General features: G+C 69.0%; 13 protein-coding genes, 1 tRNA gene and 1 riboswitch. Of the genes, 10 read left to right on the top strand and 4 right to left on the bottom strand.

Features of this window, described 5'->3' with window-relative positions; translation table 11 throughout:
- Positions 1-11: 11 nt before the first annotated feature.
- The 8 genes from EV651_RS32760 (at position 12) to EV651_RS32725 (ending at position 5,896) form a co-directional block, all read left to right on the top strand.
- Complete coding sequence (locus EV651_RS32760) at positions 12-431, top strand: nitroreductase family deazaflavin-dependent oxidoreductase (RefSeq protein WP_133789138.1); 420 nt, start codon at positions 12-14, stop codon at positions 429-431.
- Between the two features lie 33 nt (positions 432-464).
- A riboswitch (ZMP/ZTP riboswitch) is annotated at positions 465-549 on the top strand.
- Between the two features lie 20 nt (positions 550-569).
- The gene (locus EV651_RS32755; protein WP_133789137.1) at positions 570-1,430 is read left to right on the top strand and encodes a bifunctional 5,10-methylenetetrahydrofolate dehydrogenase/5,10-methenyltetrahydrofolate cyclohydrolase; all 861 of its coding nucleotides are present in this window, start codon (positions 570-572) and stop codon (positions 1,428-1,430) included.
- Positions 1,431-1,460: 30 nt separating this feature from the next.
- On the top strand, positions 1,461-1,829 hold the full coding sequence (gene aroH, locus EV651_RS32750) for a chorismate mutase (RefSeq protein WP_130385491.1): 369 nt from the start codon (positions 1,461-1,463) through the stop codon (positions 1,827-1,829).
- A gap of 38 nt (positions 1,830-1,867) precedes the next feature.
- A complete protein-coding gene (locus EV651_RS32745) occupies positions 1,868-2,932 on the top strand; it encodes a prephenate dehydrogenase (RefSeq protein ID WP_133789136.1) in 1,065 nt (354 codons plus the stop codon).
- Between the two features lie 30 nt (positions 2,933-2,962).
- On the top strand, positions 2,963-3,667 hold the full coding sequence (gene cmk, locus EV651_RS32740) for a (d)CMP kinase (RefSeq protein WP_133789135.1): 705 nt from the start codon (positions 2,963-2,965) through the stop codon (positions 3,665-3,667).
- Positions 3,664-4,392, top strand: coding sequence for a 1-acyl-sn-glycerol-3-phosphate acyltransferase (locus EV651_RS32735; protein WP_133789134.1), 729 nt, complete (start codon positions 3,664-3,666; stop codon positions 4,390-4,392). Before cmk ends, EV651_RS32735 begins: the two co-directional genes overlap by 4 nt.
- Positions 4,385-5,752 carry a ribosome biogenesis GTPase Der gene (gene der / locus EV651_RS32730; RefSeq protein WP_133789133.1) on the top strand — a complete coding sequence of 456 codons (1,368 nt, stop codon included), beginning with the start codon at positions 4,385-4,387 and terminating at the stop codon, positions 5,750-5,752. Before EV651_RS32735 ends, der begins: the two co-directional genes overlap by 8 nt.
- Before the next feature lie 70 nt (positions 5,753-5,822).
- Positions 5,823-5,896: transfer RNA gene (locus EV651_RS32725), tRNA-Pro, on the top strand.
- Positions 5,897-5,935: 39 nt separating this feature from the next.
- Here the strand turns inward: EV651_RS32725 and EV651_RS32720 are convergent.
- Both EV651_RS32720 and EV651_RS32715 read right to left on the bottom strand, forming a co-directional pair.
- Complete coding sequence (locus EV651_RS32720; protein ID WP_133789132.1) at positions 5,936-8,110, bottom strand: MMPL family transporter; 2,175 nt, start codon at positions 8,108-8,110, stop codon at positions 5,936-5,938.
- 81 nt (positions 8,111-8,191) lie between these two features.
- On the bottom strand, positions 8,192-8,740 hold the full coding sequence (locus EV651_RS32715; protein WP_133789131.1) for a TetR/AcrR family transcriptional regulator: 549 nt from the start codon (positions 8,738-8,740) through the stop codon (positions 8,192-8,194).
- Positions 8,741-8,851: 111 nt separating this feature from the next.
- Here EV651_RS32715 and EV651_RS32710 point away from each other — a divergent pair, with 111 nt between their 5' ends.
- Positions 8,852-9,805 (top strand): S1C family serine protease, encoded by a 954-nt coding sequence (locus EV651_RS32710; RefSeq protein WP_133789130.1) that lies wholly within the window; start codon positions 8,852-8,854, stop codon positions 9,803-9,805.
- Here the strand turns inward: EV651_RS32710 and EV651_RS32705 are convergent.
- Positions 9,795-10,328 carry a GNAT family N-acetyltransferase gene (locus EV651_RS32705; protein WP_133789129.1) on the bottom strand — a complete coding sequence of 178 codons (534 nt, stop codon included), beginning with the start codon at positions 10,326-10,328 and terminating at the stop codon, positions 9,795-9,797. The two genes, EV651_RS32710 and EV651_RS32705, sit on opposite strands and share 11 nt — an antisense overlap.
- Before the next feature lie 22 nt (positions 10,329-10,350).
- Here EV651_RS32705 and EV651_RS32700 point away from each other — a divergent pair, with 22 nt between their 5' ends.
- Entirely contained in the window at positions 10,351-10,986 is a 636-nt protein-coding gene (locus EV651_RS32700) for a tetratricopeptide repeat protein (protein WP_133789128.1), read from the top strand.
- Between the two features lie 97 nt (positions 10,987-11,083).
- Here EV651_RS32700 and EV651_RS32695 read toward each other — a convergent pair whose 3' ends face one another.
- A complete protein-coding gene (locus tag EV651_RS32695) occupies positions 11,084-11,743 on the bottom strand; it encodes an MBL fold metallo-hydrolase (RefSeq protein WP_133789127.1) in 660 nt (219 codons plus the stop codon).
- Positions 11,744-11,942: the final 199 nt, after the last annotated feature.

Raw genomic sequence — 11,942 nt, 5'->3', positions numbered from 1 at the left:
GAGGAATCGATATGAGCGACTGGAACGCCAACATCATCACCGAGTTCCGGGACAACGAGGGCAAGGTCGGTGGCCAGTTCGAGGGCGCGCCGATGGTCCTGCTGCACCACTACGGCCGTCGGAGCGGGCAGGAGTACGTCGCCCCGACGATGTACCTCGCAGACGACAACGATCCGGACCTGATCTACGTTTTCGCGAGCAAGGGTGGCGCCCCCACGAACCCGGAGTGGTACCGCAACCTCACCGCCGCCGGCAAGGGCACGGTCGAACGCGGGACCGAGACCTACGAGGTGATTGTCAAGGAAGTGACCGGCGCCGACCGCGACCGGATCTACGCCGAGCAGGCCCGGCGGTATCCCGGCTTCGCCGACTACGAGCGCAGTACGGCGGGTATCCGCACCATCCCTGTGCTCGAGCTCAAGCGCGCATAAGGATCCAGGCGAGCTGGTCGGGCCGGTATCCTGGCAGCGGACCGCGACTGGCGCTGAGGTGGACGACCACCGGGGAACGGTCTGCCATCCGGCTTCGCCGCGCGCCTGGGCACACTTCTGACGCAGAGGAGTGCGCCGATGAGCGCAGAACTGATGATCGGGACCGACCTCGCCGCCGACATGGTCGCCAAGGCGGCCGAACGGGCACGGGTCCTGCAGGAGCAGTACGGCGTGCAGCCGTGTCTGGCGACCGTCCTGGTCGGTGACGACCCGGCGTCGGCGACGTACGTGCGGATGAAGCAGAACCGCTCGAAGAAGGCCGGGATCGCGTCGCTGAGCGTCGTACTTCCGGCCGAGACGACCACGGAGGAGCTGGTCGCGGAGATCACCAAGCTCTCCGCCGACCCGGCCGTGCACGGGATACTGCTCCAGCACCCGGTACCGGCGCAGATCGACGAGCGGGCCGCGTTCGAGGCGATCGACCCCGCGAAGGACGTCGACGGCGTCACGATGCGGTCGTTCGCGGCGATGGCGTTCGGGGATCCCGGGTTCCGCTCGGCCACCCCCGGCGGGATCATGCGGCTGCTGGCGGCGTACGACGTACCGCTCGAAGGGGCGCACGCCGTCGTGATCGGCCGCAGCCCGATCCTCGGTAAGCCGGCCGGCATGTTGCTGCTGGCATCGAACGCCACCGTCACGTACGCGCACTCCCGGACCCGGGACCTGCCCGAGCTGGTCCGGACCGCGGATGTGGTGATCGCCGCGGTCGGCAAGGCGAACTTCGTCCGCGGCGACTGGCTGAAGCCGGGCGCGGTCGTGGTCGACGCCGGGTACAACGAGGGCAACGTCGGCGACGTGCACTTCGCGGAGGCGGCCGAGGTGGCCCGGCTGATCACGCCCGTCCCGGGCGGGGTCGGGCCGATGACGATCGCGCTGCTGCTGGAGCAGACGGTCGACGCCGCTGAGACGGCTGTCCACTCTTTGACTACTCTGGCCTAGGGTTGGGGGACAAGATCTAAGGAGGCGGACGTGGCGGTACGGGCGATCCGGGGTGCCACCCAGCTGGACGTGGACGAGCGCGAGCACCTGCTCGAGCGGTCCGCGGAGCTGGTGAAGGCGGTCCTGGAGGCGAACGATCTGGAGAACGAGGACCTGATCAGCATCCTGTTCACCGTCACGTCGGACCTGCGTTCGGAGTTTCCCGCGGTCGCGGGCCGGCAGATCGGGCTGACCGACGTACCGCTGATGTGCATGCAGGAGATCCCGGTGCCGCATGCGCTGCCGCGGGTGGTGCGGCTGATGGTGCACACCGAGACGCCGCGGTCCCGGGACAAGATCCAGCACGTCTACCTGCACGGAGCCGTCGCGCTCCGCCCGGACTTGACCGGCGCCCAGTGAGCGCGGCGCAGTGAGGGTGGCGCAGTGGGGGTGGCGCAGTGAGTGAGTTGCGCGGGCCGGTTCGCGTTGTCGGCACCGGTTTGATCGGTACGTCGATCGGTCTGGCGCTGGCGCGGCTCGGTGTGGTCGTGGAGCTCGTCGACGGGAACCTGGACAACGCGCTGATGGCCGAGCGGATCGGCGCCGGCTCGCGGCTGGTCGAGATCGAACCGCAGCTGGTCGTGGTCGCCGTACCGCCGGACCACGTCGGCGCCGTGGTGGCCGAGCAACTCGCACAGACCAACGCCGTCGTGACCGATGCCGCGAGCGTGAAGTCCAAGCCCCTGACCGATGCGCGCCGGCTGACCGGTGACGTCAGCCGGTACGTCGGTAGTCACCCGATGGCCGGCTCCGAGCGCAACGGCCCACTGGCCGCACGCGCGGACCTGTTCGACGGCGCGACCTGGGCGATCACCCCGCACGCGACGAGCGCTCCGGAAGCGGTCGATCTCGTACGCCGGCTCGCCGAGGCCTGTGGTGCCCGGACGGTGGAGCTGTCGGTGGAGGATCACGACCTCGGTGTCGCCCGGGTGTCGCACCTTCCGCACCTGATGTCGGCGCTCGCCGCGGGCACGCTGGCGGACGCGCCGTCCTCCCATCTCGAACTGTCCGGCCAGGGTGTTCGCGACGTGACCCGGATCGCGGCCGGCGACCCCCGGTTGTGGACCCAGATCGTGTCCGCGAACTCGACCGCGCTCACCGGCCTGCTGGAGCAGATCCGCGGCGAGCTCGACCGGCTGCTCGTTGCCCTCGGCAAGGAAGAGGCGGCCGACGAACTGACCGCCATCCTGGGCCAGGGCGTGTCTGGCGCGGTCCGCGTCCCGGGCAAGCACGGTACGCCGCACATCGACCTGGTCACGGTCCTCGTCACGATCCCGGACCGGCCCGGTCAGCTGGCCCGGCTGTTCGCCGACGCGGCCGAATCGGGCGCGAACGTCGAGGACCTTCGCATCGACCACAGCCCGGGTCGCCCGGTCGGTGAGGTCGAGCTCGCCGTGAAACCGGGATCCGTCGACCAGTTGGTCGAGGTCCTGACCGACCGCGGGTGGGTAGTCCACCGGTAGGTTGTCCCCGGCCGAAGGTAATCTTCGGGCATGATCATCGCTGTTGACGGGCCGAGCGGCTCCGGTAAGTCGAGCACCGCGCGTGGAGTGGCCACGCGCCTCGGTCTGCGGTACCTGGACACCGGTGCGACGTACCGCGCGGTGACCTGGTCGGCCGTCGACCGCGGGCTGGACCTGGACGACACGGCGGCGGTCGCGCAGCGTGCCCGGGAGCTCGAGCTGGAGATCAGCACCGACCCCGGCCATCAGTTCGTGATCGCCGACGGGACCGACGTGACGGCCGCGATCCGGGAGCCGCGGATCAGCGCGGTGGTGTCGAAGATCGCCACCAACCTGGACGTCCGCAAGGAGCTGATCCGGCGCCAGCGGGAGATCATCGACGACGCCCAGAACTCGGCCCAGAACCCCGGACAGCCGGGCGGCGGGATCGTGGTCGAGGGCCGCGACATCGCCACCGTGGTCGCCACCGATGCCGAGCTCAAGGTCCACCTGACCGCCGACCAGGACGCGCGGATGTCCCGGCGCGGCGCCGAGCTCGAGTCCGGTTCGGTGACCGCCGAGCAGCTGCGGGACCAGATCGTCCGCCGCGACGCCGACGACGCCACCGTTTCGCAGTTCCTGGTCGCCTCGGACGGCGCGGTGACCGTCGACTCCACCCATTTGAGCCTGGAGGAGGTCGTCGACGTGATCAGCCGACTCGCAAAGGAGACCGTTCCCCAGGGCCGGGAGTCATGACGGCGAACGTCACCGGACACAAGGACCTGCCCCGCACGGACGATCTCCCGGCGCTGCCGTACCGGTTGGCGCTTCCGATGCGGGCGGTTGCCAGGTATTACTTCCGCCGTAAGTACAAGCTGACCATCCACCACGAGGACCGGTTCCCGCGGACCGGTCCGCTGCTGATGGCGCCGAACCACCTGAGCCTGCTGGACGGGCCGCTGCTCGGGGCGATCGCGCCGCGGATGCTGCACCAGCTCGGCAAGATCGAGGCGTTCGGCGGCCTCCAGGGGGCGATCCTGCGCCGGGTCGGCCAGATCCCGGTCGACCGATCGACGTACGACGTGCTCGCGATCCGGCAGTCTATCCAGGTACTGCGGGACGGCCGGGTGCTGAACATCTACCCGGAGGGCACCCGCGGCCCGGGCGACTTCAGCCGGATCCGGACCGGCGTGGCGTACCTGGCGATGGTGACCGGGGCCCCGATCCTGCCCGTCGCGCTGATCGGAACGCGGCTCCCAGGGGGCGACGTGGAGGGCTTTCCGCCGGCCGGGAGCCGGGTCGACGTGGTGTACGGCGAGCCTTTCGCCGTCGAGCGCGTACCCTTTCCCAGGAGACAATCCGACGTACAGGCGGTCGCCGGTCACATCGGCGACGTGTTGCGCGCCCATGTGAAGGCGGCCGTCGACGAAACCGGCCACCCGCTTCCGGGCTGGCGAGACCAGAAGGACCCTGATGACTGACCTGCCCACCGAAGCACCGACGCATGACCGCGAAGACACCGGGCCGCTGCCCGTGCTCGCGATCGTCGGGCGGCCGAACGTGGGCAAGTCCACGCTGGTCAACCGCATCATCGGCCGCCGCGAGGCGGTCGTCGAGGACACCCCGGGCGTCACCCGGGACCGCGTCTCGTACGACGCCAACTGGGCCGGCCGCGAGTTCACGGTCGTCGACACCGGCGGTTGGGACCCGGACGCGGTCGGCATGGCCGCCCTGGTCGCCGCCCAGGCGGAGGTCGCGATCAACGCGGCCGACGCGGTGCTGTTCGTGGTCGACGCCGTGGTCGGTATCACCGACGCGGACGAAGCCGTCGTCCGGGTGCTGCGGAAGTCCGGCAAGCCCGTCGTACTGGCCGCGAACAAGGTCGACGACCAGCGCATCGAGTCCGAGGCGATGAACCTGTGGAGCCTCGGTATCGGTGAGCCGTACCCGGTGTCCGGGATGCACGGCCGCGGTACGGGCGACTTGCTGGACGCCGTACTCGCGGCACTTCCGGAGGCACCGGCCGAGCGCGACGGCGAGGTCGGCGGACCGCGCCGGGTCGCGATCGTCGGCAAGCCGAACGTGGGCAAGTCCTCGCTGCTCAACAAGGTCGCCAAGGAGGACCGGGTCGTCGTGAGCGACGTCGCCGGTACGACGGTGGACCCGGTCGACGAGCTGATCACGCTCGGCGGCCAGGAGTGGCGCTTCATCGACACCGCGGGCATCCGGCGCAAGGTGAAGAACGTCCAGGGGCACGAGTACTACGCCTCGCTGCGGACCAACGCGGCGATCGAGCGGGCCGAGGTCGTGGTCGTCGTGATCGACGCCTCGGAGTCGCTCACCGAGCAGGACCTGCGGATCATGAACGCGGTCGAGGAAGCCGGCAAGGCGCTGGTGATCGCGTACAACAAGTGGGACCTGATGGACGAGGAGCGCCGCTACTACCTGGAGCGCGAGATCGACCGCGACCTGGTGCAGTTCCGCTGGGCGCCGCGGGTGAACATCAGCGCGCTCACCGGCTGGCACATGGACAGGCTGGTGCCCGCCATCGAGGCCGCGCTGGAAGGCTGGCAGACCCGCGTCCCGACCGGGCAGCTCAACGCCTTCCTCGGCCGCCTGGTCGCCGCCCATCCGCACCCGGTCCGCTCCGGCAAGCAGCCGAAGATCCTCTTCGGCACGCAGGCGACCACGATGCCCCCAACCTTCGCCATCTTCACCTCCGGCCAGATCGAGGCGTCGTACCAGCGCTTCATCGAACGCCGCCTGCGCGAGGACTTCGGCTTCGTCGGCAGCCCGATCCACGTCCAGATCCGAGCCCGCCAGAAGAACAAGAAACGCTGACCGAACCCGGTCCGAAACACCCGATCGGATGAGGTAAGGTTTACCCCGGCTCGCTCTTCGGAGCGTCCATCGGGCTGTGGCGTAGTTTGGTAACGCGTCTGGCTGGGGGCCAGAAGACCGCAGGTTCAAATCCTGTCAGCCCGACATTGGAGGGGCACCGATCCGGTGCCCCTCTGTTGCATTTCAGGAGACGTCGGCCAGTTGCCTGGGCTCGGGTTCGTCCGCGACCTTCAGGGACTCGCCCTCGATGTCGACGCGCGGGGTGATCCGGTCTAGCCACTTCGGGAACCACCAGGCTCGGTCGCCGAGGAGGCTGAGGATGGCGGGGACCAGGGTCATGCGGACGACGAAGGCGTCGATCAGGACGCCGATGGTGAGGCCGAAGCCGATCGCCTTGATGATCGGGTCCTCGACGAGGATGAAGCCGGCGAAGACCGACGCCATGATCAGGGCCGCGGCGGTGACGACGCGGGCACCGTGACCGAGGCCCTGGACGGTGGCGTCGTTCGCGTGCCGCCCGTGCACGAACTCCTCCCGGACCCGGGACACGATGAACACCTCGTAGTCCATCGCCAGCCCGAACAGGATGCCCATCATGATGATCGGCAGGAAGCTCACCAGCGGGCCGGGGGAGTCGATCCCGACCAGGCTCGCCAGATGCCCTTCCTGGAACACCGCGATCGTGATCCCGAACGTCGCCCCGATCGTCAGCACGAACCCGAGCGTCGCCTTCAACGGCACCAGCACCGACCGGAACGCCAGCAGCAACAGCAGGAACGACAGCCCGATCACGACGAACAGGTATGTCGGCAACGCGTCGGACAACTTGTTCGACACGTCCACGCCGACCGCCGTGTTCCCGGTCACCGAGATACTCGCGTCGCCCTTGGCGAGCGGCTGCACCGCGGACCGCAGGTTCTTCACGAGATCAGCGGTTTCCTCGCTGGCCGGGCCGCTCTTCGGGATCACCTGCAGCAAGCGCGTCGTACCGTCCTGACTCGCCGCGGCCGGCTGCGCCGCCACCACATCCGGCAGGCCCTGCGTCTTCCCCAGCACCTGCTGCACCAGGGCGTTGGACGTCGCCGCGTCGTTGCTCTTCACAACAACCACGAGCGGCCCGTTGGCGCCCGGGCCGAACGCCGCGGCCGTCAGGTCGTATGCGACCCGCTGGTTGCTCCCGGCCGCTGCCGAAGCGCCGTCCGGGAGTGCGAGCTGCATGTCCTTCGCCGGGATCGCGAGCAAGCCCAAGCCGATGATGCCGACAGCAACGATCGGCACTCGCAGCCGGGTCACCAACCGGCCCCACCGGAAACCGAAGCCCTCCGTGTGAGTCGCGGCGGCCGGTGACTTGCGCAGCTTCCGCGGCAGCACCCGGTTACCCACGAACCCGAGCAGTGCCGGCAGCAACGTCAGCGCCACCAGTACGGCGGTCAGCACGGTTGCCGCTGCTGCCAGGCCCATCGCGGTCAGGAACGGTACGCCGACCACGGACAAGCCGGCGAGCGCGATCACCACGGTCGCGCCGGCGAACAACACCGCCGACCCGGCCGTCGCCGTCGCTCGTGCGACCGACTCCTCCGGTTCCATGCCTTCGCCGAGCTGCGACCGGTGCCGCGAGCTGATGAACAGCGAGTAGTCGATCCCCACCGCGAGTCCGAGCATCAGCGCCAGGATCGGCGCCGTCGACGACACGTCGGTGAACGCGGTCACGATGAACAACCCGGCCATCCCGGCCAGGACGCCGAGCAGCGCCGTCACCAGCGTCATCCCGGCTGCCACGAGCGATCCGAACGTGACGACCAGTACCACGGCCGCGACCGCCACACCGAGCACCTCGGTCGCACCGATCTCCGGTACGCCGGCCTTGATCTGTCCGCCCGGCACCACCTTGAGATCACCCGAGCTGAGTCCGCTCAATCCGTCGTACCCGTCGCTGCTCTCGTGCGACAGCTCGTCGGCCGGCTTGTCGAACTGGACGCTGATCAATCCCGTCGTACCGTCCGGGCTGATCGCCTTGCTGGTGAAAGGGTCGATCGCGGCGATCACCTCGGGCACCTTCGCGACCTTGGCGACGGTGGCGCCGACAGCGGCCTTCACGGTCGGGTCGGCGAGCGTCTTGCCGTCGGGCGCCTTCACCACGACCGTGGCGGACGCACCGCTGGCGGCTGGCAGCTCCTGCTTCAGGGCGTCGAGCGCGCGCTGCGATTCGGTGCCCGGGATCGAGAACGTGTTCGCGGTCTTGCCGCCCAGCGTCAGCGCACCGACGCCGAGAACGACGAGGAACAGTGCCCAGAGAGCGGCGACCAGGCGCCTGCGCTGATAGGAGAACCGGCCGAGCCGGTACAGCAGATTGGCCATCGTGAAGAGCGTCCGTTCAGATCGGTACGGCGTACGGGCAGAAGTGATCGCCCCGTGGCGGCGGGGGAGTCGGGTCGGGGCTCAGGCGCGGCGGAGGATTCTCCGCAGGGCGATGTCGCAGAGTCTTCGGAGGTCGTCGTCGGTGCGTTCCTGCGCGTGCCGGCACTCGCCGAGCAGGCCGTTGATGGCGAACTTCGCCAGGTCCTGCTCGAGCGGGTCGTCGGACCCGGCGAGGTAGTTCGAGAGTTGCATGCCGTCGGCAACGAGTTGCGCGACCTCGGGCATCTGCTCGATCACCGGGAGGATGTCCTGGAGGACGTCGACCACGCCGCGATGGACGACGGCGAGATCGATGAAGCTCTGGATGGCGAGCTCCTGTGCGTCGGCGCGGGACAGCTCGGCGGCGGCCTTGACGAGTGCGGCCACGTCGGCGGCGGCCGGCTCGAGGACGGCGGCCAGGACGGCGGGCTTGCCGCTGAAGTGGTACAGCACGGTGGCCTTGGAGCAACCGGCCGCGGTCGCGATGTCCTGCAGTGACGTCGCGTTGTAGCCGCCGGCCTGGAACAGGTCCATTGCCTGACGCACGATCTCGCGCCTGGTCCGTTCCCGTGCCGGGGTGGTAGCTGCCATGTCATGCATCATGACTGACCGATCGGCCAGTTTTCAACCGATCGGTCAGTTCTGTGGTCGGGTTCACGTGGTTGTCTTCGGTGTAATGATGTAATTCAGGAGGCGAGAGCGATGGCTGACGAGATTGCCGACGGGGTGGCCGGGGACGACGTACTGGACGCCTACTCCCGGGTGGTCTCGGGCGTGGCCGCACACTTGATCCCGCGGGTCGCGAGCCTGCGGATCCACAGCCGGCGCGGCGACTCGTCCGGCTCCGCCGTCGTCCTGACCGGCGACGGGCACCTGCTCACGAACGCGCACGTGGTCGGCGACGGCGTCGAGGCGTCGGCCGAGTTCGCGGACGGTACGACGGCGCAGGCCCGGGTGGTCGGGGTGGACCGGCTGTCCGACCTCGCCGTACTGCGGGCCGACCGGGAGATTCCTGATCCGCCGGAGTACGGCGACGCGGACGTGCTGAAGGTCGGGAACCTGGTGGTTGCCGTCGGTAATCCGCTCGGCCTGGCCGGGAGCGTGACGGCCGGCGTGGTGAGTGCGCTGGGCCGGTCGTTGCCGGTGCGGAGTGGCTCGGCTCAGCGCATCATCGAGGACGTGATCCAGACCGACGCCGCGCTGAACCCGGGCAACTCCGGCGGGGCGCTTGCCGACGGCAACGGGCGGGTGATCGGGATCAACACCGCGGTGGCCGGGATCGGACTGGGTCTCGCGGTGCCGGTCAACCAGACCACGCGCCGGATCATCTACTCGCTGCTGCACGACGGCCGCGTGCGACGCGCGTACCTCGGGCTCGTGACCAAGCCCGCCCCGCTGCAGCCGGCGCTCGCGGAACGGTTCGATCAGCGCTCGGCTCTGCGGGTCGTCGAGGTGATTCCGGCCAGTCCGGCGGCGGCAGCGGGTCTACGGCAGGGCGATCTCGTCCTGGCCGTGAACGGCGTACCGCTTCGGGATGCTCAGTCTCTGCAGCGTCAGTTGTTCGAGGACGCGATCGCACGCCGTACCGAGATCACCGCGATCCGGAACAACGCGCTCGTGGACGTGATCGCCTACCCGGCCGAACTCACCGATTGAGCTCGGCGCGCAGGAGGACGCAGGTGCCTGGTTTGAGGGGCGCGTTCGGGAAGGTGAAGTCGCGGGTGACCTCGGTGAACCCGAAGCGGCGGGTGAGGTCGAGAATGGCGCCGTTGGCGAGGTTGACGAAGGTGTAGATCTCGTCTGCGCGGTCGGTGGTCCAGCGGATGCGGTCCTGGGTGAGCAGGTCGCCGATACCGTGGCGCCGCCACTCGTTCGAGACGATGAGCCCGATCAGGTAGTACCCGTCCGGGGCCGTTGTGGGCGGGTCGGCGGGGGAGATCTGGTGCCGGATCACGGCGCCGTACCCGACGACTTCACCATCGATCTCTGCGACGGCGGTGTACCGATCGGGGTTCTGGAGGTCGGCCTGGAGCTTGCTCCGTCGTTCGTCGACCGACCCGCCGGTTCGCGTGACGATCAGCTCGGCGCAGGTCGTGAGATCCGCCGCCGCGGCCGGTCGCACCACAACGTCGGTTGTCTTTCGGGCGGCCCCGGGCTCATACTCCGCGAAGCCGGTCATGCAGGCATCCTAGGATCGGCGGATGGACGAACTCATGCGGCAGGTCGACGGACTGTACGAGCTGGCGGTCTTCAACGGCGAGTACGACGGTCTGCCCGACGCGGATCGTGCGCTGGACGCGGTCGAGGCCCGGCTGTTCGTGCAACGTGGCCGGATCCTGCACTGCCGCTTCCTGCAATCGCAGGTCGAGCCGGTGGAGGAGTTGGCGTACTTCCAGCGTGCGGCCGACCTGTTCCGCATCGTCGGCGACGAGCGCGGTGAGGCCGAGGCCTTGTTCTGGATCGGCTGCTTTCACCAGGTCGTCCGCGACGACAACCCGACCGCCGTCCCCTTCCTCACCCAGGCCGCCGACCTGTCCCGCAAGACCGGCGACCCACTAACCCTCTCCTACGCCCTCCGCCACCTGGGCATCGCCGCCCACATGGCCGACGACTACGCCAAGGCCCGCGACCTGTTGGAGGAGTCCACCGCACTCCGCCGCACCCTCAACTTCACCGCCGGCGTCGCCGCCAACCTGGTCGGCCTCATCTACCTGGCAATAGCCCAGAACCGCCCCGAAGACGCCCGCACCCTCGCCACCGAAGCCACCACCCTCGCCACCACATCCGGCGCCCGAAAGATCACCGAACAGATCGAAGCAGCCCGCTCCCAGATCTGATATGGGTGGAGACAGGAAGTGGTGGGTGGAGACCTGCTATTTCCTGTTCAACGCCACCAGTTCAGGTGCACTGCCCCACCGCGAGCAGGTCGGGTGGTTACCAGCCGCGGGTGCGCCATTCGGGGAGGTTGGGGCGTTCGGTGCCGAGGGTGGTGTCGGAGCCGTGGCCGGGGTAGACCCAGGTTTCGTCGGGGAGGTCGGCGAAGAGTTTGGTCTCGACGTCGTTCAGGAGTGAGGTGAAGCGCTCGGCGTCGCCCTGGGTGTTGCCGACGCCGCCGGGGAACAGGGAGTCGCCGGTGAAGAGGTGGGGTGCGCCGTCGGGGTCGTCGTACAGGAGTGCGATCGACCCGGGGGTGTGGCCGACGAGGTGGATGACGCGGAGGCTGCACTGACCGACGGCGATGTGGTCGCCGTCGTCGACGGGCTCGTCGGTGGGGACGGGGATGCCCTCGGCGTCGTACCGGCCGGCGACCGTGGTGGCGCCGGTGCGGGCGACGACCTCGGCGAGCGCCTCCCAGTGGTCCTGGTGGCGGTGCGTGGTGATCACCCGCGCGAGGCCGCCGTCACCGATCAGCCGCAGCAGGGTGTCCGCTTCGTTCGCGGCGTCGATCAGCACCTGCTCGTCGGTGTGCCGGCAGCGCAACAGGTACGCGTTGTTGTCCATCGGCCCGACCGCGACCTTGGTGATCATCAAGTGGGCCAGCTCGTGCGTCTGCGCTGCCCCGCCGACCTTCACGTTCCCGTGGTACTCCGGCATCTCGCCTCTCCCTGATCTCGGTGACACGCCGATCCTCGCACCTCCTGACCACCGGTGCAGCGACCACCCGCGGCGATCGAATATACTTTCGAAGAGGCTTCCGGATCCAGCAGGCGGAAGTTTTTGTCGGTGGGCCTCGTTAGCATGACCGGGCATGCCAGAGATCCATCCAGAGCTGCACCCGGAACCCCTCGAGAAC

It is taken from the genome of Kribbella sp. VKM Ac-2571 (assembly GCF_004362255.1).
Classification (GTDB): Bacteria; Actinomycetota; Actinomycetes; order Propionibacteriales; family Kribbellaceae; genus Kribbella; species Kribbella pratensis.
Note: the sequence above shows the minus strand (reverse complement) of the source record. Positions and strands in the feature narration are given on the sequence as shown.